Source organism: Subdoligranulum sp. DSM 23681 (assembly GCF_057005535.1).
On the sequence record NZ_CM168050.1, the window covers coordinates 1,780,855 to 1,803,332 of the forward strand.

17 protein-coding genes and 1 CRISPR repeat array are annotated in these 22,478 nt (G+C 57.4%); of the genes, 14 read left to right on the top strand and 3 right to left on the bottom strand.

The genetic code is table 11. From position 1 onward, the window contains the following. Positions 1–260: 260 nt before the first annotated feature. The 7 genes from AC127K_RS08160 (at position 261) to cas2 (ending at position 7,952) form a co-directional block, all read left to right on the top strand. Positions 261–2,420, top strand: coding sequence for a CRISPR-associated endonuclease Cas3'' (locus tag AC127K_RS08160; RefSeq protein WP_483720177.1), 2,160 nt, complete (start codon positions 261–263; stop codon positions 2,418–2,420). Positions 2,421–2,694: 274 nt separating this feature from the next. Further along, on the top strand, positions 2,695–3,339 hold the full coding sequence (gene cas5c / locus AC127K_RS08165) for a type I-C CRISPR-associated protein Cas5c (RefSeq protein WP_483720178.1): 645 nt from the start codon (positions 2,695–2,697) through the stop codon (positions 3,337–3,339). Next, positions 3,336–5,060: a type I-C CRISPR-associated protein Cas8c/Csd1 gene (cas8c, locus tag AC127K_RS08170; RefSeq protein ID WP_483720180.1), complete on the top strand. Its 1,725-nt coding sequence runs from the start codon at positions 3,336–3,338 to the stop codon at positions 5,058–5,060. The genes cas5c and cas8c overlap by 4 nt, the downstream gene beginning before the upstream one ends. Positions 5,061–5,062: 2 nt before the next feature. Further along, positions 5,063–5,947: a type I-C CRISPR-associated protein Cas7/Csd2 gene (cas7c, locus tag AC127K_RS08175; RefSeq protein WP_483720181.1), complete on the top strand. Its 885-nt coding sequence runs from the start codon at positions 5,063–5,065 to the stop codon at positions 5,945–5,947. Further along, complete coding sequence (gene cas4 / locus AC127K_RS08180) at positions 5,947–6,627, top strand: CRISPR-associated protein Cas4 (RefSeq protein ID WP_483720182.1); 681 nt, start codon at positions 5,947–5,949, stop codon at positions 6,625–6,627. The genes cas7c and cas4 overlap by 1 nt, the downstream gene beginning before the upstream one ends. After that, positions 6,612–7,643 (top strand): type I-C CRISPR-associated endonuclease Cas1c, encoded by a 1,032-nt coding sequence (gene cas1c, locus AC127K_RS08185; RefSeq protein ID WP_483720183.1) that lies wholly within the window; start codon positions 6,612–6,614, stop codon positions 7,641–7,643. The genes cas4 and cas1c overlap by 16 nt, the downstream gene beginning before the upstream one ends. A gap of 18 nt (positions 7,644–7,661) precedes the next feature. Beyond that, the gene (cas2, locus tag AC127K_RS08190) at positions 7,662–7,952 is read left to right on the top strand and encodes a CRISPR-associated endonuclease Cas2 (RefSeq protein ID WP_483720184.1); all 291 of its coding nucleotides are present in this window, start codon (positions 7,662–7,664) and stop codon (positions 7,950–7,952) included. A 179-nt stretch (positions 7,953–8,131) separates the two neighbouring features. Then, a CRISPR array of direct repeats spans positions 8,132–9,660; the repeat unit is 33 nt; unit sequence GTCGCCCTCCGCAAGGAGGGCGTGGATAGAAAT. A gap of 146 nt (positions 9,661–9,806) precedes the next feature. On the opposite strand, the gene AC127K_RS08195 is transcribed toward cas2, so the two are convergent. Further along, positions 9,807–10,244, bottom strand: coding sequence for a YaiI/YqxD family protein (locus AC127K_RS08195; RefSeq protein ID WP_483720185.1), 438 nt, complete (start codon positions 10,242–10,244; stop codon positions 9,807–9,809). Positions 10,245–10,582: 338 nt separating this feature from the next. Between AC127K_RS08195 and AC127K_RS08200 the strand changes: the two genes are divergently transcribed. Then, positions 10,583–10,909: a tyrosine-type recombinase/integrase gene (locus AC127K_RS08200; protein ID WP_483722182.1), complete on the top strand. Its 327-nt coding sequence runs from the start codon at positions 10,583–10,585 to the stop codon at positions 10,907–10,909. Between the two features lie 100 nt (positions 10,910–11,009). Here AC127K_RS08200 and AC127K_RS08205 read toward each other — a convergent pair whose 3' ends face one another. Both AC127K_RS08205 and AC127K_RS08210 read right to left on the bottom strand, forming a co-directional pair. Further along, positions 11,010–12,092 (bottom strand): endonuclease NucS domain-containing protein, encoded by a 1,083-nt coding sequence (locus tag AC127K_RS08205; protein ID WP_483720186.1) that lies wholly within the window; start codon positions 12,090–12,092, stop codon positions 11,010–11,012. Positions 12,093–12,683: 591 nt separating this feature from the next. Continuing rightward, entirely contained in the window at positions 12,684–13,409 is a 726-nt protein-coding gene (locus AC127K_RS08210; protein ID WP_483720187.1) for a rhamnogalacturonan acetylesterase, read from the bottom strand. A gap of 271 nt (positions 13,410–13,680) precedes the next feature. Here AC127K_RS08210 and AC127K_RS08215 point away from each other — a divergent pair, with 271 nt between their 5' ends. The 6 genes from AC127K_RS08215 (at position 13,681) to AC127K_RS08240 (ending at position 22,474) form a co-directional block, all read left to right on the top strand. Continuing rightward, positions 13,681–15,957 carry a helix-turn-helix transcriptional regulator gene (locus AC127K_RS08215; RefSeq protein WP_483720188.1) on the top strand — a complete coding sequence of 759 codons (2,277 nt, stop codon included), beginning with the start codon at positions 13,681–13,683 and terminating at the stop codon, positions 15,955–15,957. Between the two features lie 200 nt (positions 15,958–16,157). Beyond that, positions 16,158–17,096, top strand: a complete 939-nt coding sequence (locus AC127K_RS08220; RefSeq protein ID WP_483720189.1) for an ABC transporter permease — start codon at positions 16,158–16,160, stop codon at positions 17,094–17,096. Further along, the gene (locus tag AC127K_RS08225; RefSeq protein ID WP_483720190.1) at positions 17,097–17,969 is read left to right on the top strand and encodes a carbohydrate ABC transporter permease; all 873 of its coding nucleotides are present in this window, start codon (positions 17,097–17,099) and stop codon (positions 17,967–17,969) included. Positions 17,970–18,050: 81 nt separating this feature from the next. After that, a complete protein-coding gene (locus AC127K_RS08230; protein WP_483720191.1) occupies positions 18,051–19,553 on the top strand; it encodes an extracellular solute-binding protein in 1,503 nt (500 codons plus the stop codon). Between the two features lie 110 nt (positions 19,554–19,663). After that, a complete protein-coding gene (locus AC127K_RS08235) occupies positions 19,664–20,926 on the top strand; it encodes a glycoside hydrolase family 28 protein (protein ID WP_294542345.1) in 1,263 nt (420 codons plus the stop codon). A 12-nt stretch (positions 20,927–20,938) separates the two neighbouring features. Then, positions 20,939–22,474, top strand: coding sequence for a glycoside hydrolase family 43 protein (locus AC127K_RS08240; RefSeq protein ID WP_294542346.1), 1,536 nt, complete (start codon positions 20,939–20,941; stop codon positions 22,472–22,474). Positions 22,475–22,478 lie beyond the last annotated feature (4 nt).

Genomic DNA, 22,478 nt, shown 5'->3' on the forward strand with positions numbered 1-22,478 from the left:
TATCAACCTGTTTCTTACCTCATTCACATTGAAAGTCCCTGTTAATGTATGCATAGAATGATATAATGAAAATGGCTCCAAAATAAATTGCAAAAGCGTAGATAACATTTTGGGAAAAAGGGTGTAAAAAGGTGGCAATCATTTTGCCAAAAGGGTCACAATAAAGAACGGCCACCTTTTATGTGATAGCCTTATTCAACGAAACCAATATAAACAGTTGATAGACCCCCTCAGAAATTGCTGCTTTAGGGAGGATTTTCATGGAACAGAACAAAACAGGCCCTAAGTTGGCCCATCTTTCTTCAGACGGGCACCGCATACAAACTGTGCAGGAGCATCTGGAAGGTACGGCAAAATTGGCTGCCGACTTTGCCCGACCTTTCGGCGGAGAAAGTCAGGCTTGTCTGGCGGGACTTTTACATGACATCGGCAAATACAGCGATGATTTTCAGCGTCGGTTGGCAGGCGGCCCCAAGGTGGATCACAGCACAGCCGGCGCCAAAGTGGCCTTTTCTCTGCACCAACCGGAAGTGGCTTTTGCCGTGGCAGGGCATCATGGCGGTTTGCCGGACGGGGGCGGGAAAAGAGACACGCCGGAAACCCCCACCCTGTTTGGGCGACGGAAGAAGGAGGTGCCCCCCTGCGAGGATTGGCGCAGCGAGGTCACCTTGCCCGACGCGCACCGTCCGCCCTTGCCGAAAGACGGCTTTTCCACCTCCTTTTACATACGGATGCTCTACTCTTGCCTGGTGGATGCTGACTATCTGGACACCGAAGCCTTTATGAACGGAACAACGTCTGGTCGTGGCGGCGGTGAGCCGATGGATGTACTGTTGCAGCGGTTGCGGGATTATGTGGCTCCTTGGTGGAACCCGACCTCTGAGCTGAACCAAAAACGTTGTGAAATACTGCAACGGTGTTTTGAGCAGGGGAGGACGGCGCCCCCGGGACTGTTTACTCTGACAGTGCCCACTGGCGGCGGCAAGACGGTTTCTTCGCTGGCCTTTGCACTGACGCACGCCGTTGCCTACCAAAAGCGGCGGGTGATCTATGTGATTCCCTATACCTCTATTATTGACCAGACGGCGTCCGTTTTCACCCGGATTTTGGGGGAAGAAAATGTGCTGGAACACCATTCCGGCAGCGAAGCTATCATGAAGGATCGGGATACCGATGGTGCACCGTCCTCAAAAGTGCTGGCCACCGAAAACTGGGACGCCCCGGTCATTGTGACTACCGCCGTCCAATTCTTTGAATCGCTGTTTGCCAACCGTTCTTCCCGCTGCCGTAAATTACACAATCTGGCGGACAGTGTGGTGATTTTTGACGAAGCCCAGACTCTGCCGGTGGCTTATCTGCGGCCTTGTGTGGCAGCCATTGGGCAGCTGGTCCGTCACTACGGTGTGACGGCGATGTTGTGTACTGCCACCCAGCCCGCCCTGGGCCCCTTGTTTGATGAACTGGCCCCGGGTCTGTCCTTGCGGGAAATCATGGAGGACCCGGCGAAGCTGTATACCTTTTTCCGCCGGACCACCCTGCGGCAGGCAGGCGAAGTCACGGAGGAAGATTTGGCCGGACAGCTTTCTGCTGCCGGACAAGCTTTGTGTGTTGTCAATAGTCGGGCCACAGCCCAACGACTGTTCGGGATGCTACCCCGGGAGGGCTGCTATTGCCTGACAACCCTGCTGTGTCCCGCAGACCGCAAGCGCCTGCTGGCTGAGATCCGTGCCCGACTGCAAGGCGGGGCTCCCTGCCGGGTGGTAGCCACCTCGCTGATCGAAGCCGGTGTAGACCTGGATTTTCCCGCTGTATGGCGGGAGGAAGCCGGACTGGATTCTGTTTTGCAGGCGGCGGGACGCTGTAACCGGGAGGGCAAGCGCCCTGCCGACCAAAGTACTGTCACAGTGTTTCGTTTGGCCGGACAAACGGTACCCAACATAATCCTCTCCAGCACAGAGGCGGCTCGGTCCGTATTTCACGATTTTGCCGATCCGGCGGAGCCTGATGCTATCCATGCGTATTTCTCCTTGTTTCTCACCTTAAAAGGGCAGGAGGAATTGGACCGGAAGGGCATCCTGCCCGGGTTTGCCCGGGATATGGCAGGTCGGATTTTCCCTTTCGCCACTGCGGCGGAACGATTCAATTTGATTGAATCTCCTGCGGTAACGGTCTATCTGGCATTGCAGGAAAACAAAAACCTGATAGAAGCGTTGCGGGCCGGTAACTGCAGCCGCACGCTTTACCGCCGTCTGGGGCAATATGGTGTCACGGTCTATCCCCAGCATCTGGCGGCGTTGCAGGAGGTCGGGGCAGTGGAAGCTGTGGACAAGGATACCTGGATTTTGCGGGATGCTGCCCTGTACGACCGAAACACCGGCCTGTCCCTGGATGTGCCCACCGGTCAGGGGTGGATGATCTGAAAATGGAAAAAGGGCGGCAAGAGGTACCCTTGCCGCCGCTTTTCCTTAAACCACATGTAATTGTTTCTATCCACAGCTTTCGCTGACGCTTTCATTATATCTTGTGCGGCAAGAAAGTGCAATTTCCTTGTTTGCGCATTTCATACAACTTCTCTTTCAAGCATTTGGGCATATCCCTGATTCGCCGCTGGCTTTATTGACATTTTTTATGATCGAGACTATGATGAACTTGATGAGAGTAAAACACATATAATTGAAGAATGGAGGAGCTGCCATGATTCAACTGGAAGTCTGGGGGGACTACGCTTTGTTCTCCCGGCCTGAACTCAAGGTGGAACGGATGTCCTATGACGTACCCACCCCTTCAGCTGCCCGGGGGCTGGTAGAAGCGATTTACTATCATCCGGGGCTGTGCTGGCACATCGACCGTGTACATGTACTCGAACCCATCCGCTTTGTTTCCGTCCGCCGCAATGAGGTGGACAGCAAACTGCCTGCCACCGCTGCCCGTGCCGCAGCCCAGGGCGGCAAGTCTCCGCTGTATCTGGTCAGTTCCCAGTCCATTGTGCAGCGGGCTTCCCTGGTGCTGCAAAAAGTGCACTATGTCATCGAAGCCCACTTCACCATGACCGAACGGGCCGCCCCGGGGGATAACCCCGGCAAATTTCAGGATATTGTCACCCGACGGATGGAACGAGGGCAGTGCTTTCACACGCCGTATTTCGGCTGTCGGGAGTTTCCTGCCTATTTCCGTCGCTGGTCGGGCGGGCCTGTTCCTGCCATTGACGAAACCCGGGATCTGGGCCTGATGCTCTACGACTTTGATTACACCGATCCGAAGAACATCACCCCCACCTACTTCCGGGCCCGACTGGACCACGGTGTGGTGAACATGGCCGACTGTGAGGTGCTGCGATGATTCTGCAAGCATTGACCCAATATTATGAGGATCTTCTGGCACAGGGCGAAATTGCCCGACCCGGCTGGGCCGTGGCAAAAGTGTCCTGGGCGCTGGAACTGGGGGAGGATGGCGCCCTGCTGGGGCTGTTCCACCTGCAAAAGGAGGTACCCCGGGGAAAAAAGACTGCCCTGGTTCCTCAGGAACTGTTGGTGCCGCAGCCGGTGAAGCGTTCCTCCGGGGTGGCTGCCAACTTTTTGTGCGACACTTCTTCCTATCTGTTGGGGGCCGACGCTAAAGGCAAACCGGCCCGCGCCGCCGAATGTTTTGCCGCTGCTGCTGCCCTTCACCGGCAGATGCTGGAAGGAGCGCAGAGCGCCGCCGCCCGGGCCATCCTCGCCTTTTTTGACCTCTGGGACCCGGCGGCATCCCCCGCACACCCGGCCCTGCAGCAGGACTGGCCGGAGATCTGCAAAGGCGGCAATCTGATTTTCTGGTACAAAGGCCACCCCGTCACCGAGGAACCGGAAATCCGGGATCGCTGGCAGCAGGCCCAATCCCGGGTAACTGCCGACACGCCCGAAGGCCTTTGTCTGGTGACTGGCAGCCATGTTCCGCTGGCCCGACTCCATCCCAACATCAAAGGGGTGGCCGGCGCCCAGAGCAGCGGCGCGGCACTGGTTTCCTTCAATGCACCCGCTTTCTGTTCCTATGGCCATGAACAAGGCGCCAACGCCCCTACGGGTGAATATGCTGCCTTTGCCTATACCACCGCCATCAATCATCTGCTGGCCGACCGGGAACACATTCGCCGTGTAGGCGACACCACTTTGGTTTGCTGGGCAGCAGGCGGTCAGAGCGTCTATCAGGATTTCCTCATGGACGCTTTCTACGACGACGCTCCCACCGAACAGGACATCCGGAACACGCTGTTTCGATTGGCGGAAGGGCTGCCGGTGGACTGGCAGGACTATCGCCTTGACCCGGACACCCGGTTTTATATTCTGGGGCTGGCGCCCAACGCCGCCCGATTATCGGTGCGGTTTTTCTGGCAGAACAGTTTCGGCATGCTGGCTCGCAACGTGGCCCGCCATTATGAGCGGCTGGAGATCGTCCGCCCCACTTACGACAACTTCCCGACCCTGCCGATCTGGCGGCTTCTGCGGGAGACGGTAAACCTCAATGCCCGCAGCCCCGAACCCAGCCCCCGTCTGGCAGGGGACCTGCTGCTGGCCGTTCTCAACGATGCGCCCTACCCAGCCACTCTGCTGGACGGTGTGACGCTGCGTATCCGGGCCGACAAACAGGTCACCCGGGGGCGGGCTGCCATTCTCAAAGCCTGGTACCTGCGCAATTCGCAGGATGAACAACTCAAGGAGGTCATGACCGTGGAACTCAACGAACAAAGCAACTATCTGCCTTATGTGCTGGGGCGGCTGTTCTCTGTGCTGGAAGCGGTACAGCAAAAGGCCAATGGTAAAACCACCATCAAGGACCGGTACTTCAATTCCGCTTCGGCCACACCGGCCACCGTCTTTCCGCTGCTCATCAACCTGAGTCAGAAACACCTGGCCAAGCTGGACGGCGGTCTGGCCTACCATTATAACAAACGAATCACCGAACTGAACGCCCGCATCACCCGGACGCTGCCCGCCCGACTCACCTTGCCGGAGCAGAGCGCTTTCCAGATCGGCTATTATCACGAAACCCAGAAACGGTACCCCAAAAAGGAGGAACAGTAACCATGTCCGAAGCCATCCATAACCGCTATGATTTCGTTATTCTTTTTGATGTGGAGAACGGCAACCCTAACGGCGACCCCGACGCCGGCAACATGCCCCGCATCGACCCGGAGACCGGCTGTGGCCTGGTGACCGATGTCTGCCTGAAACGCAAGATCCGCAATTATGTGGAAACCGCCAAGGAGGATGCCCCCGGCTACCACATTTATATCAAGGACCAGGTGCCGCTGCAGCGCAGCGATGCCGAGGCGCTGGCCTACCTGGGCGTGCAGGGGGACCTGAAAGCGGCCAAAAAGGAGGACCCTTCCCTGGACGGCAAGATCCGGGACTTCATGTGCCAGAATTTCTATGACATCCGCACCTTCGGTGCTGTGATGACCACCTTTGTCAAGGGGGCTTTGAACTGCGGCCAGGTACGCGGCCCGGTACAGCTGAGCTTTGCCCGCAGTGTGGATCCCATCCTGCCTCAGGAAGTTACCATCACTCGTGTGGCCATCACCACCGAGGCCGACGCCGAGAAGAAGGGCACCGAGATGGGCCGCAAGTATATTGTGCCCTACGGGCTCTATCGGGCCGAAGGTTATGTGTCTGCCAACCTGGCCCGCAAGACCACCGGCTTTTCGGAGGAGGACCTGGAACTGCTGTGGCAGGCCATCCTGAATATGTTTGAAAATGACCGCAGTGCCGCGCGGGGCAAGATGGCCGTGCGGGAACTCATCGTGTTCCGCCATGATTCTGAGCTGGGCAACGCCCCTGCCTACAAGCTGTTTGACGCGGTGCAGGTTACTCGCAAGGAAGGCGTCACGGTGCCCCGCACTTACCAGGATTATACCGTCATGGTGACGGATACCCTGCCTGCAGGTGTGACCTGCCTGCGGATGGGATGATGAGCGAGGAATACCTGCTGCTGTCAGGCATTCAGCACTTTTGCTTCTGCCGCCGCCAGTGGGCGTTGATTCACCTGGAGCAGCAATGGCAGGAAAATCTGCGTACTGTCGAAGGTCACCTGGACCATGCTCGCTGCCATGACGATACCCTGCGGGAAAAGCGCGGAAATTTGCTGACGGTACGGGGAATGAGGGTGGTATCTCATACATTGCGCCTTCGCGGCATCTGTGATGTGGTGGAATTCCATGCCGACCCGGACGGTGTGCCGCTGCAAGGGCAGGAAGGAATGTGGCTGCCCTTGCCGGTAGAATATAAGCACGGCACCTCCAAGCAAAACGATGCCGACCGGCTGCAGCTCTGTGCTCAGGCCATGGCTCTGGAGGAGATGCTGGTGTGTGACGTGCCCCGGGGTGCCCTGTACTATGCCGCGGACCGACGACGGGAAATGGTGGAATTCACCCCGGAACTGCGGGAGGCCACCCGCCGTACTGCGGCCGAGATGAACGACTGTTTTGCCCGGGGGCATACCCCCAAGGTGCGGCCGGGCAAACACTGCAACGCATGTTCCTTGAAAGAAGTCTGCCTGCCGACACTCTGCCGGAAGGTAGATGCTGGCGGATATATCCGCAACCATATCCGGGAAGCCCTGAGGGAGGAAACGCCATGCGAAAACTGTTGAATACCCTCTTTGTCTTGACGCCGGAGTGCTATCTTTCCCTGGATGGGGAAACCGTAGTGGTCAACCGGGGCAAAACCGAGATGGCACGCTTTCCGTTGCATACCCTGGAAGGGATCCTTTCTTTTACTTACGCAGGAGCTTCTCCCGCCTTGATGGGGGCCTGTGCCCGGCGCGGGGTGGATCTGGTCTTTTTTAGCCCCAACGGGCGTTTCCTGGCCCGTACTGTGGGGGAAGAGCGGGGAAATGTGCTGCTGCGCCAACAACAGTACCGCGTGGCGGATGACCCTTCTATGAGCTGTCGGTATGCCCGTTGTTTTCTTCTGGGCAAAGTATACAACGCCCGCTGGGTTCTGGAACGGGCCACCCGGGACCATCCCCAACGGGTGCCGGTGGAAAAAATGAAGCAGGTATCGGCACAGTTGGCGGCAACTCTGCCTGCTCTGGAGACAGTAGTTACCCTGGAAGAATTGAATGGATTCGAGGGGGAAGCGGCCCAGCGGTATTTTTCGGTGTTCGACAGTATGATTTTGCAGCAGCGGGATGGATTTTCTTTCCACGGCCGCAGCCGCCGTCCACCGTTGGATGCTGTCAATGCGCTGCTCTCTTTTGCCTATACCTTGCTGGCACGTGAATGTGCTGCTGCGTTGGCGGGCGTTGGCCTGGACCCTTATGTGGGATTTCTTCACCGATCCCGTCCGGGCCGGCAAAGCTTGGCTCTGGATTTGATGGAAGAGCTGCGAGCTGTCTTTGCCGATCGGTTTGTGCTCTCCTGCATCAACCAGAAGATCGTGATCCCCAAACATTGCCAGCGGCAGGAAAGCGGCGCTGTTCTGCTCACCGATGCGGGGCGGAAAGCGTTTCTGGCGGCTTGGCAGAAACGCAAACAGGAGGTTCTCACCCATCCGTTTCTGGGCGAAAAGATCCCCTGGGGGCTGGTTCCCTATGTGCAGGCCCTTTTACTGGCTCGCACTTTGCGGGGAGATTTGGATGTGTATCCTCCTTTTTTCTGGAAATAGCATGAAAGAAGGGGACTTATGCTGGTATTGATCACTTATGATGTCAACACCGAAACTGCGGCCGGACGCAAACGCCTGCGTAAGGTGGCCAAAGCCTGCGTGGATCACGGACAGCGGGTGCAGAACTCGGTGTTTGAATGTCTGCTGGATGCTGCCCAGTATGCACAACTCAAGGCCCAGTTGGCAGACCTCGTCGACCCGGAGCAGGACAGTCTGCGTTTTTACCGGTTGGGAAACCAGTATAAAAGTAAAGTGGAGCAGCTTGGAGTTTCTCCCAAATGGGCACAAGATGATCTTTTGCTCTTGTGATGCTTATGGTGCGAAAGGGCAGCTCTCAGAAATCCACCGGGAGGTTCGCACCTGAAACAACAGGCAAATCAAGATGTTTTTGGATTGTTCTTTTACTACTTCGGCATAATTTATGGCTATAGAAGAAAATTTTTGATGTTTTGATGCAAAAGTGAAAGCAGTTTTTGTACACTTTTGCTGTCGCCCTCCGCAAGGAGGGCGTGGATAGAAATTTGAGCAGACCTTCAAGAACGACGCCACTTCCTTGTCGCCCTCCGCAAGGAGGGCGTGGATAGAAATCAGACGGCGGCGTCTTTCGGCCAGGAACACTCCCCGGTCGCCCTCCGCAAGGAGGGCGTGGATAGAAATAGCGTAGTCAAGCCCCACCGTGCAGGTCCATCCGGCCGTCGCCCTCCGCAAGGAGGGCGTGGATAGAAATAAGGCAGCAGATAAACGGCAAGAATCCATTGTCAGGTCGCCCTCCGCAAGGAGGGCGTGGATAGAAATCTGCCTGGTGCACCAATACCAGGACGCGGTCCGGCGTCGCCCTCCGCAAGGAGGGCGTGGATAGAAATAAGGAACAGGCCGCCAGCGCCAAGCCGTCGGACGTCGCCCTCCGCAAGGAGGGCGTGGATAGAAATGTGGACACCACCGCCCGATTTTTGATGCGGTACGGCGTCGCCCTCCGCAAGGAGGGCGTGGATAGAAATTGGAGTGCGTTTACCATGCATTATTCCAACATGCGGTCGCCCTCCGCAAGGAGGGCGTGGATAGAAATCCTTGTCCGTATAGATACAGATATCCGATACCGCGTCGCCCTCCGCAAGGAGGGCGTGGATAGAAATCGATAACAAGACCGCGTGACCCCACTAAAGGAGGGTCGCCCTCCGCAAGGAGGGCGTGGATAGAAATCGGCGAAGAACGCAGCGAAACCGGAAGTCGCAGATGTCGCCCTCCGCAAGGAGGGCGTGGATAGAAATCCTATCAGGTGTGTTCCACGCGGAACCTGACGACGGTCGCCCTCCGCAAGGAGGGCGTGGATAGAAATCACGACAATCGGCTGGAATACGGCAGCTTCGAGATGTCGCCCTCCGCAAGGAGGGCGTGGATAGAAATCGACCTGGCAAATGTTCCAGCAAAATGTCGGGCAGGTCGCCCTCCGCAAGGAGGGCGTGGATAGAAATCACGACTTAAACCTGGACTGGATTCTGGACGAGCTGTCGCCCTCCGCAAGGAGGGCGTGGATAGAAATCGGCCTGCAGGTCAGATTGTAGTTTGTCAACTTTGCGTCGCCCTCCGCAAGGAGGGCGTGGATAGAAATGGTTGCTGACGGCAAGCGACGTCGGGACCCCTGCGTCGCCCTCCGCAAGGAGGGCGTGGATAGAAATTTTTGGCTGTCTGCCTTTTGGTTGTTGCTATTCGTGTCGCCCTCCGCAAGGAGGGCGTGGATAGAAATAAAGATTGTTAATATTGTATATTGCTCCCACCCCCCGTCGCCCTCCGCAAGGAGGGCGTGGATAGAAATACCTGTGTTTTTCTGTTTGCCGGTGGCGTGGTCGGGTCGCCCTCCGCAAGGAGGGCGTGGATAGAAATCTTCTGATCGCTGACCCGGATATTTCCTTGCCTGCGTCGCCCTCCGCAAGGAGGGCGTGGATAGAAATTGGTGCCAGTTGATGGAGCGCCTCTTAATCAACCTGTCGCCCTCCGCAAGGAGGGCGTGGATAGAAATGATGTTTCTAACGTGGCAGATTTACAGTCTGCTGGTTGCCTTCCACACAGACGAATTGTAAATTCCTTCCAAGCCATCACATATGGTGCACTCTTATCCGAAAAGGGAAATATGTGATTCAAAGGGAAACACTTTAAGTTATGTGCTCAGATGTCCTTCAGAACTGCTTCCAGCATGGTTATAAAAGCCTCATCCTGCTCCCTCGTGCGTTTGGCGGGCTCTTTCGGGTGTTTGCCGGCACGGAGGAGTTTTTTGTTTTCATGCCGACGGGCCAGCAGAGCGTCAATATTCTGGGCCGTGTACTCAAGACCGTTCTGGTTGAGCACCCGGGCCCGTCGGGCCAGACACATACTGGCAAGCCCATAGTCCTGGGTAACGACAATATCTCCCGGCTGTACCCGGTTAACCAGAGCAAAGTCCACACTGTCAGTTCCCTTGTCAAAGACCAGCGTCTCGGCGCCCTCACGCTCAATGCGATGGGCTGTATCGCACAGGATTTTCACCGGCACGCCGTGGGTCCGGCCGATTCGCACCGTCAGGTCCACCACCGGGCAGCCGTCTGCGTCAATCAAAATCGTTGGCATCCTGATTTCCTTTCCGCCGCCGTTGATCGGCGTCTTTTTGTTTGTATTGTAGCAGTTTTATGCCTCTCTTTTCTATGCTTTTCGAGAAAAGGAGCAGTGAATCTTAATAAGATTTACTTTTTCTGAGTGAATAGGAAATGTCAGCAGAGAGTGAATCATAGCAGGATTCACTCTCCCAGCTGGATTTTCCCACCTACTGGGAGGCAAGGGGCCCAATCTGCTGGCAGATGCTTTTGCTAGCATAGCGTTTGGATATCCAAACGCAAATTTGGGGGATCTCCCCAAACCCCGTTGCGCTGCCGCAGCCCGACAACCGGAAGGTGTACATCAGCAAAGAGATGTGCAAGCTGTTGAAAGCGTGGAAGCAGGAATGTACTTGGCAGATGGAACAGGCAGAAGGGCAGACCCTGACGGAGGAAGAAACCCTCTTCCGCCAGCCGAGCGGCGATCCCATGGTGCCCACGACCTTTACCTTCCGTTTCAAGAAAATCCTCAAGGAAAACGGATTGCCTCAAAACTTATCTGTCCAAAGCCTGCGCCATACCAACGCCAGCCTGCTCATTGCCCAGGGCGTGGATGTCCGCACCGTTGCAGGACTGCTTGGTCACTCCCAGCCCAGTACCACACTGGATATCTATGCCCATGCCTTTGATAAAACCAACTGAGAGGCACAGGAAAAGCTGGGAAAGGTGATGGGGTTATAAAACGACATACATAAAACGGCACGGACCGAAGTGTTCCTTCGATCCGTGCCGCTTTTGGTTTTCAATCTTCGATATGCCAGATTTCCTTCAACCTCCGCACAGTGAAGTTCCACTTGTCGGTTTGCGGACGGCAAACAGTGTTCTGGTTGCCGAAGAAGCCGGTTTCTTTCACGGCATGGGTGGCCGGCACAGTTTTCAGCCAGCGCACCTTCACCATATATTCTGCCTTTTCGGGGTCATCGGCGTGGTAAAGGTACTGCCCTTGGAGCGGCAGTTCCTTCAGCCCTTTTTCTTCTCCATCCACCAGGAAGTGCATCTCTTTGGCCGGTGTGGACGGTTCTTCCACAATGCCTACGCCTACGAATCCGGTTTGGGGGATGTTGACCCACACACGGTCACCGGGCTCCAGCATATTCAGCGTCTGGCTGTACCACGAACCGCCACCACCGGAGATGAAGCCATACTGCTGGGCATCCTCCCACCGGCGGGAACCCGCCCCAAAGGAGACATAGTACTCACCGTTCCATTTCCCGGTGGTCTTGACCGGGGCAGGGGCTTCCTCGGCATCCTCCGCAAACCAGGCACGGCTGATGAACCGTTTGTCGTCGTAGCTGAAAATCCGGAAGAACAGAATGTTGATATCCACCATATAGGTGTTGCGCAGATAGGTGATGATCCGCTCGGTGCTGCTGTCCATATCGGTGGCAACCAGAACCATCTTGACGTTCTGCTGATTGATGATTTCCTCATCCAGTTTCACGCCATACTTTTCCTGGAAGGCTTCGTCCAGATTCTGCTCCTTCTGCAGCCACTTCCTGGCATAGCTCAGATATGTGTCAGCTACCACTGCCGGGGTGAATTCTGACACCGAGGCGGCATAGTCGATAGCCTGTGCCGTAACTTCTCTGGGGGTCAGTTCTTTTTTCAGTTCCACCACGATCAGGTCGCCATCCTGGTCCATGCAGAGCAAATCCAGTCTCTTTCCGGAGGGCATGGTGATCTGACGGCCGATCACCAGCCAGTTGGGATTGAGCAGTTCGATGTGGGCATAGAGCAACCCTTCCAGTTCTGCCTCGTCCTTCAGTTTGGCTGCCTGCAACGGCTTCTGGTCATCCAACGACCAGACAATTTGCGAAATGGCCATAACATTATTCCTCCAGTGCGGAATCTTATAATTTCTATTATACAAGAATCGCTAATTTCGTACCAGCCCAAAATACTCATTCCTATTCGCAAGTATGGCCGATGCCATAAAAATAAAAGAGCAGCATCCACAAAGATGCTGCTCTTGGTGCGGCTGACAGGATTCGAACCTGCGGCCTTTCGGGTCGGAGAACTGTGATAGACGGGAAAATGCGATGATACAGCGCCGGAAATTGTGTGGTGTGCACAACTTCCGGCGCTGTATGTGGTGGTTATAAAAGAATGTTGGGACGTAAAAAACGACACACGGAACCGGATGGGAAGAAAACACGGCCAAATGGTGGTCAGCCAGTAGTCTATCCGATCCGCTTTTCTTGCCATCCTTCTGCCGTCTGATCGGCTACCATGGCGGATTGATTTTGCTTCGGTTTAAGAATTGTGTGAGCATTGGGGTACAATCAGTTTTTCAAGGCTGACATGCCAGAAACTATTAGAAGTAAGAAGAGCGTGGTTCACACTGTGCACCGCCTGAAACGAAGAGTTGGTTGGCGAGAATAAGGAGGCGGGTTTTGGAGGGGAGAGGTTGCGTGAATCATCCCAAATGGGAGAAGGAAGCTGGGAGAGAGCCGTTCCACTGAGGCAGCAGTGGAGCGGAGTAAGAATCGCCTAGTTCCATCAGGCCGCGAGCTACCAACCCGGCAAAACGGACTGCGCCTTCATAGCGCAGATGGGTATCATCGGCAAGGCCGTCCGGATAGGCGGGGTACAGCCCGGGGGCTAGGTGCATATACAGGGAAAGGCTGTTTTCGGGTCCCATTGCCCCGACCAAAGTTGCGCTTTCCCGGGTCAGGTCGATGAGGGGCAGATGTTCCCGTTCTGCCAGACGGCGGGCTGCATCCGGCCAGGGACCATGGGTGGGCAGCAACCGACCATCTTGGAAGCGGCGTCGGACCAGCGGGGTGATGAGCACCGGCAGGGCGCCCCGGTCCAGGGCGGTGCGGGCATAGGCCAGAAGGTTGGCGGCGTAGGTTTCGGGGGAGGTGAACCGGCTGGGATCTTCCTTCTTTTCGTCGTTGTGGCCAAACTGGATCAGCAGTAGATCCCCGGGACGCAGTCCTGCTTCCACCGGGGCAAAGAGTCCTTCCTCCCGGAAACTTTTGGTGCTGCGGCCGTTGCGGGCATGGTTGTGCACCGGGATGCCGGGGCGCAGATACAATTCCAGGACCTGCCCCATTCCACACTGGGGCCAGGTGTCGATCCGGTTGTGCTGTACGGTGGAATCCCCGATCCACCAGATGGCTTGCGGCTGGTTTTGCATGGGAGGAACTCCTTTCGGCAGAGGCTGCCTTGACTGTGAACGGTTTTATTATACCCTGATGCAAAGGGGGCGGGCAAGTGTCCGCTGACCGGAACGCAAAAAGGTTCCTTGTTAAAAAAAGAACGTAAAAACGAATAATGTGAAGAAGTGTTCCCTGCCGGGTGAAGAAATGTTCCCTGGGAACTGCCGTGAAACGGTGGCGGGGAAATAGGCTTTATGTTATACTGAAATGCACAGTTTTGGGCAATCAGCAGAAAAGGAGAGGATCGTGTTGGCATTCCGGCCGAGAAAAGCAACAGGTTCCCCCGGGGCTTTCATTCCGGGGCGGCTGCGCCATGCACTGCGGGAAAATTCGGTAATCCGGTTCCTTCTGGCACATCTGCTGACGCTGGGGATTGTCATGATCATTTGTGCCAGCGGATTCCACAGTGCGTTGGATATTGTCCGGCAGGATATTCTGGAAAGCAGCGGCTTTGCCATGGAACAGGCGGTGGATGCGGTGACCAACCGGCTGGTCACCCTGCGCATCATCGGGCTGCAGGTCATCAACACCGACAGCATCCGGGAACTGGGAAGCAGTTCCCCCCAAGACAGTAATTATGCCTTCCTGGCCCAGCGGGCGGTCAAGGATTATACCGAATATCTTCTGTATCACGAAGAAGCCCTGGACCAGAGCAGTTTTTTGTATTTTCAGAATCTGGACAGAGTCCTGTACCGGGGCAGTGTTTATCGGCCGGGGGTGTTCCGCCAGTATCTGGACAGCTGGAATATCGATGATGCCCAGTGGCAGACGCTCAGCACCTGCACCGATCCCTACCCCCGCTTCTGGGGCAATGAATCGGGGGACCTGTACTACATCTTCCCCTGCACACTGCCGTTTCAGGGGCAATATCTGGGAGCCTTGTACTTTCGGATCGGTCACGATGAAATACGGCAGCAGTTTTCCTTTTTGGAAGAGTACAAGGACTATACCCTGCTGGTCTGCGACGAAAACGGACAGCTGGTGTACAGCGAAGATCGGCTGGGGCTGACAGAAACCACGCCGGTAAGCCACTGGCTGGAGAAGGCCGAAGCCCGGCAGGAAGGCAGCAACCTGATCTGGACCGTCAAAGCCGATGAACGGCTGGGGCTGTGGATGGTCCTGGTGCTTCCTGAACAGGAGGCCATGCGAAAACTGACGGCATTGTCCATCCAGACTTTGGGGCTGACCCTTCTGGCGGGCATACTGGGATGCCTGATCTCTCTGTACTTCTCCCTGCGCAGCGGCCGTCCGGTGAACGCGATGGCCCGGGCTCTGCGCAGAACGGAGGAAGGGCTGAGCGCGGACCTGGACCATATCGGTGACGCGGTGCGCCGCCTTCTGGAGGACAACAAAAACCTTCAGCTTCAGAAAGAACAGGCAAAACCGGCACTGCGCAAGGCGTTTTTCCACGATCTTCTCAAATCCGACTTTGTTTCTCGAAGTGAGATGGAGTATATGGCCGGCAGGGCGGGGCTTTCCCTCACCGGCGGCACTTACTGCGCGGCGGTGATGCGGCTGCACCCCCAGATCGATATTGACGCAATCGACGGGCAGACAGTGGAGGAGGCCCGGATCCTGCAGCAGGCGGTCAGCGCCGAAATCGACGCCCGGTGTGCCCGGGAGGTCTGGTCGTACAAGCGCAGTACCCTGATCACACTGTATATCTTTGATATCAAAAACCAGGAACCCCTTTTGCAGATCCTGCGGGATGTGGTGGACTGGCTCCATCGCAATTATCAGGTGGAAGCCTGCTGGGGTGTCAGTACGCCTTGCACCGACCTGATGGATTTCTGGAAAAACAGTGAGGAAGCCAGCGCTGCCCTGCGTGAAAACGACGGCAGCGACCCGGTTGTGGTGTACAGCTGTGCCCGCAAGGTGGATGACCTGTACTATCTGCCCTATATTGTGGAAGATCGCCTGGTACAGGGGCTGCGGTCCGGGGACGGTGCCGCTGTGGAAACTGTGCTGGGGCTTCTGCAGCAGGAAAACTTCGTCCGCCGGAATCTGGGACGGATCCAGTTCCAGCGCTTCAGCCGGCGCATTGTGGAGATCCTGGCTGCCCGTATGGAGGTGGCCGCGGAGGAAAGTCCCGAACTGACCGAACTGAACCGGCTGGCCTTTGCCTTCCACGGTGACTGTGAACCTTATTTTGAAGCCCTCAACAGCCTGTGTCATGCGCTGTGTGAAGATACCGTCCGCCAAAAGAGCGCCCGGCGCAGCGAAAATGTCCGGGCCATTGAGGGGTACATCCAGACGCATTACCGGGACCCCAACCTCTGTCTGGCCATGGTCAGCGCGGAATTCGGCCTTTCGGAAGGATATCTGTCTTCCATATTCAAGAAGGAGACCGGCATCAACTTTGCCGAATATCTGGAACAGCTCCGCGTCAAGGCGGCGCGGGTCCTGCTGGAGGACGGTACCAAGGTCACCGATGTTTCCCATATGGTGGGATATAACAGCATTCAGTCTTTCCGCCGTGCCTTCAAGCGGGTGATGGGCGTCAGCCCCAGCGAATACCGCCGCTGAAAGAAAAGAACGATACAACATAGAATGCAGGGAACCGTTTTTCCACAGGAACAACGGTTCCCTTTTTTTGGCATGGAACAGATGGCATCATGCGGGCAGCCGCCCCTTTTTCGTCGGCCCGGGCCGTGGTATGGTGGAAACAGCGAAGGCCGGCACCCCAACCCAGCCGCCTGACGAAATGAAGAAAGGAGCCTTTTCCTATGCCAACCCTGATAAAGGCAAGCGCAGCAAAGGAAGAACGCATCGGTCTTTCCACCTGGCAAAAGGTCAAAAAGTACCGCGCCTTCTATGTTATGTTCCTGCCGCTGCTGATCTGCCTGGTCGTTTTTTCCTATCTGCCGATGGTCGGCGTGTTGTATGCCTTCACCGATTACACCCCCTTCAAGGACCCATCTTTCGTGGGACTGGCCAACTTCAAAAAACTCTTCAGCCAGGCCGGATTCTGGCAGGCATTCTTCAACACCCTGCAGATCAGCACCTTGAAACTGATCTTCAGCATGGCGTGCAGCATCCTGCTGGCCCTGATGCTGGATGAGATCCGTTGCAAGTGGTTCAAAAAACTTTCCCAGACCATTCTGTATATCCCGCACTTCATGTCCTGGGTCGTGGTGGCGTCCATCTTCACCATGTTCCTTTCCCCCAAAAACGGCCTGATCAACGGTGTGATCGAGCTGTTCGGCGGTACGCCCATTTATTTCCTGGCTGACGAAAACTGGTGGCGTCCGGTGTTCTACGTCATCTCCTGCTGGAAGGAGATCGGCTGGGGCACCATCATCTATATGGCCGCCCTCTCCTCGGTGGATATGGAACAGCACGAGGCGGCCATCATTGACGGTGCCACCCGGCTCCAGCGCGTGATCCATCTGACCCTGCCGTCCATCTCCGGCACCATCGTGACGGTGTTCATCCTGAACCTGGCCAAGGTCCTGAACCTCTTTGACCCCGTGTGGGTACTGCAGAACGCCATGGTCATCAATGTTTCGGATGTGTTGGAAACCTATGTCTACCGCATGGGTATTTCCGGTTCCCAGTACGGTCTTTCCACGGCAGCCGGTCTGTTCAAATCGGTGATCTCGGTGGTGCTGGTCACCGTTGCCAACAAACTCAGTAAAAAGATCACCGGCGAGGAGGTATTGTAAATGGGTCTCAATTCCAAGGAGCGGTTCTCTTTTGCCAAAGGCTACCGGGGCCGGACTCTTTTCCTGATGTTTGACTTTGCCCTGCTGGGCGCGCTCATGTGCATGATGGTGCTGCCCCTGATCAAGGTTCTGGTGGATTCGGTGGACCCCACCAGCTATGGTGTCCGCCTGATTCCCCGGGTGGTGGATTTCAGCGCCTATGAGATGATCGTGCGCAACTCCACCCTGTACCAGCCTTTCCTGGTTTCCATCTACACCACGGTGGTGGGCACCATCTTCGGTCTGCTGGTCACCACCATGGGCGCCTATGTGCTGATCCAGAAAGATATGCCCGGCCACCGGCTCATGGGCAAGCTGGTTCTTGCCACTATGCTGTTCAACGGCGGCCTGATCCCCACCTACCTGACCATCAAGAACCTGGGCCTGATGAATAATATGCTGGCCGTCATCGTGCCCTGCAGCGTAGGCGCTTACAACACCATCCTGATGAAGAGCTTCTTTGCCTCCATCCCCGGGGAACTCTTTGACTCCGCTGCCATTGACGGTTGCTCGCCCTTCGGCGCGTTCTGGCGGATCATGCTTCCCCTGTCCAAGCCGGCACTGGCTTCGGTGGGCCTGTTCATCGCCGTGGGTCTGTGGAATGAATACATGCACTTCATTCTCTATATCACCGACCCCGAATGGCAGAACTTCCAGGTGAAGGTTCGTTCCCTCATCCTGGAGGACGGTTTGTCAGGTACATCCATCACCCTTTCACAGGAAATGCTCAAATCCGCCACCGTGGTTGTGGTTGTGGTGCCGTTCCTGCTGATCTATCCCTTCGTCCAGAAGTATTTCACCAAGGGCGTGACCCTGGGTGCCGTCAAGGGATAACCCTCTGTTTGGTATTGCGGCGCAGCGCAAACGCCGTGTACAATAGAACCAATCGACCCCATAGAAGGAGGAAAACCAACGATGAAAAAACAAATCGCAATGCTGCTGGCAGCGGCCAGCTTTGCCACCCTGCTGGCGGGCTGCGGCGCTTCCGGCACCACCTCGTCCGAAGGTGCCGCGGGTTCCACCGGCTCTGCCTCGGCTTCCGCCGAGACTGCCGGCAATGCCTATGAAAATGCCGCCAAGCCGGAATCCATTACCTGGTGGGTCCACGACGGCATGAAGCTGGAAGAAGGCACCGACCTGTGGGTCGAGGAATTTGAGAAAAAGACCGGCATCGGCATGGACCTGCAGATCATCGACAACAACGAATACTACACCAAGCTGGAACTGGCCTATGCTTCCGACACTGTCCCCGACACCTTTGACCTGGACGGTGCTCATCTGGGCACCTACGCTGCGCAGGGGGCCATCGCAGACCTCACCGATCTGGTGAAGGAGAGCGGCCTGTACGATAAGATCGACCCCGCGCTGTGGGATTCCCTGACCCTCAACGGCCGCATCTACGGCGTTCCCCGCGAAGTTCCCTCCGCCTGCGTGACTTACGTCCGTAAGGATTGGCTGGATCGCCTGGGCATGGATGTTCCTACCACCTACGATGAATTCATCGAGATGCTGACCCGCTTCAAGAACGAGATCCCCGAATGCACCGTTCCCTACACCGCTCCCGCCATGGAGAATGTGAACATTGCCCAGAATATGGCTGAGTTCTTCCAGGGCGCCACCCTGGATTACACCAAGGTGGACGGCGTCTGGGTTGACGGAATGGCACAGGACAACATGGTGGAAGCCCTGCAGCGTGTGCAGGATGCGTATGCCGCCGGCCTCATCGACACCGAAGTGGTCACCAACACCACCAGTGCCTGCCGTGACGAATGGTATTCCGGCGGTGTGGGCGTCTTCGCCTACTGGGGCGGCAACTGGGGTGAGACCCTGACCAGCCGCGTCAAGCAGAATGTCCCCGAAGCCGAAGTCGTGGCCATTCCCCCCATCGAGGGTGCCACCTACCTGTACAGCGCTCCCTCCGTTCAGGTCATCTCCTCCAAGCTCAGCGAAGAAGAGATCGCTTCCATCTTCAAGTATTTCATCGAGTATGCCCATGACGGCGCCGAAGGCCAGGTCCTCTTCCAGAGCGGTGTGGAAGGCGTCCACTGGGTCCAGGACGGCGACAAGCTGGTTCCTCAGCCCAGCCTCTCCAACCCTGAAGAAACCTTCCGCAAGGCCTGGATCACTCCCTGGATGAGCACCAACCCCCTCACCGTCACCGACAAGAACATGGACCTTGAACCTGCCATCACCGAGTCTCTGGCTGTGGTTGACGCCTATGCCCAGCCGCTGTATGTCTTCCCGGTGTCCGAGACCCGTACCATGATCAATTCGGATCTGACCACCACCCGTCTCAACGTCTTTGCCCGCGTCATGATGGGCCAGATGTCTCCTGAGGAAGGTGTGGCCGAATACAAGGCCCAGGCGGAAGCTCTCGGTGTGTCCACCGCGCTGGAGGAAATGAACGCCAACAGCTGATCACCAACTATTCTCTGTCCTCTGTGTGATAACGAAGGAGGGGAGCGGGAGCTTTCCCGTTCCCCTCTTTCATTTTGTCTGCCGGGCCCCGCCTGGTGAAAGGAGAAACCATGACCATTGATCTGACACAGTTTGCCCCCGAAAAAGGGGCGCACTGGACCCAAGCCTTTGCCGCTGCGCTGGAAGCCCTGCGTCCGGAGGGCGGTGTGCTTCGGGTGCCCGCAGGCCGCTATGAAACCGGTCCTGTACGCCTGTTCTCCCACACGGAACTGCGGCTGGAACCGGGGGCGGTCATCGCCTTTGTGGCGGAGCCGGAAGCCTTTCCGCTGCAGGAATGCCAGTATGAAGGGCGGATCACCCGCCGCCCCCAGCCCTGCCTTTCCGCATTCGGGGCGCAGGATGTGGCCGTAACCGGGCAGGGTGTTATTGACGGCGGCGGTGCCGGCTGGTGGGCTGCGCACCGGGCCGGGACCCTACAGCATGGACGGCCCTACCTGCTGCATTTTGAGGACTGCACAAGGCTGCGCATCCAGGGCGTACACTTGCAGAACAGCCCTGCTTGGACGGTCCATCCGCTTCGCTGTGCGGATGTGATCATTCGGGACATCTCCATCAGCAATCCCTACGATTCCCCCAACACGGACGGCATCAATCCGGAAAGCAGCCGGGATGTGCGTATCCTGGGCTGCCGGGTGGATGTGGGGGATGACTGCATCACCCTTAAATCCGGTACCGAGGATACCCCCGCCCCTGCCCCCTGCGAGAATATCGTCATTGCGGATTGCTGCCTGGTCCATGGCCATGGGGGCATTGTCATCGGCAGCGAGATGAGCGGCGGTGTACGCAATGTGACTGTGACAAACTGTGTCTTTACAGGCACTGACCGAGGAATCCGCATCAAGACCCGGCGCCGCCGGGGCGGTCGGGTGGAAAATCTCCGCTTCTCCAATCTGGTCATGGACGGCGTGCTCTGCCCCTTTGTCTTCAACATGTATTACTGCTGCGGTACCAGGGAAGAAGACCGTTGGGTATGGGAAAAGACCCCCTATCCGGTGGACGGCGGCACGCCCTTCTTCGGCAATATCAGCATCAGCGGGGTCACTGCCACCGGGGTGCGGGCTGCGGCCGGTTTCTGCTGGGGGCTGGCGGAAAGCCCGGTGCGGGGGCTGTCCATCCGGGACTGCCGCATTGAGATGGAACCCGGTGCGGAACCGGGGGTGCCGGCCATGATGGGCGGCTTGGAAACGGTGAGCGGCGCAGGATTCATGCTGCGCAATGCCCGGGAACTGCTGGTGGAGGGTGTCACCGTGATCGGACACCGCGGTCCCGCTTTTGACGCTGACCAAACCGTGACGGGAAAACTGCCCGAATAAAAGGAGAAAGCCATGCTGTACAACTGTGTGAACAAAGACTGCTATGAAAATCCCGTGCTGGAGATGGACTACTCCGACCCGGATGTGATCCGCGTGGGGGAGGACTATTACCTGGTCTCCTCCAGCTTTACCTACCTGCCCGGTGTGCCGCTGCTCCATTCCCGGGACCTGATCCACTGGGAACAGCTCAGCTGGTGCCTGCCCCGTCTGCCCTTCGCCCGGTATGACCTGCCTGCTCACGGCTGCGGTAGCTGGGCACCGTCCATCCGGTACCATGAAGGGCGGTTCTACGTCTTTATTCCGCTGCCTGACGAGGGAATCTTTGTGGTCACCGCCACCGACCCCCGCGGCCCGTGGAGCGAACCCCACTGCATCCGCGAAACGGTGGGCTGGATCGACCCTTGCCCCTTCTGGGATGAGGACGGGAACGCCTATATGGCCCACGCCTTTGCCAACAGCCGCTGCGGCATCAAGCACCGTATCGATGTCTGCCGCATGTCGCCCGATGCTTCCCGCCTGCTGGATGACGGCGTTCAGGTCTACTGCAATCCCCAGCTGCATCCCACCATGGAAGGCCCCAAAATGTACAAGCGGGAAGGATACTATTATATCTTTGTCCCGGCGGGCGGGGTGGCCACCGGCTGGCAGACAGTCCTGCGCAGCCGCAGCCCGCTTGGTCCCTATGAGGCCAAGGTAGTGCTCCACCAGGGGCTGAGCACGGTCAACGGACCCCATCAGGGCGCATGGGTCACGACCCCGGAAGGCGCAGACTGGTTCTTCCATTTCCAGGATGCCGGTGTCCACGGGCGTATCCTTCACCTGCAGCCCATGTGCTGGGTGGACGGCTGGCCGGTCATGGGCCGTGATCGGGACGGGGACGGCATCGGGGAACCGGTGGACAGCTGGCCTTTGCCTCTGCCCGCTGCCCTGCCGCAGCATCCGCTTCAGCCGGATGACGGCTTTGAGGGCCCCGACCTGGCGCTGTGCTGGCAGTGGCAGGGGAATCCCCGGCAGGAATGGTACCGGGTGGAGAACGGGCTGCGGCTCTTTATGCCGCCCTGTGCCCGGGGAGAAAGCCTGTTGTGGTATATGCCCAATGTTCTGACCCAGATCGCGCCTGCAAAGCAATACACCATGCGCACCACCCTGACCCTGGAAGACGGGGAGGATGGGGATGAGGCCGGACTGACGGTGATGGGGCACCGCTATTCCGCTCTTTCCCTGCGCCGCACGGGGGGAGAATACCGACTGGTTTTGACCCGGGGTCTTGTGACCGAGCGGACCGCCCAGGGAGTGGCGGTGGAGCAGGTGGCGGCGGAACAGCCTTTCCGGGGCAACACCGTATCCCTGGAACTGCGGTTTGACCCCGATGGTATGGTGCGCTATGCCTGGGCCATCCCCGGGACCACCCCCACCGTGATCGGTCCTGCCTGCCCGGCGGACAAATCCACCTGGTCGGGGGCACGGCCCGGCCTGTTTGCACGCAATCACCTCAACCGTCCTACCTCCGGCAGCGCCCGGTTCGACGGCGCCCGGTTCGGAATCTGAAAGG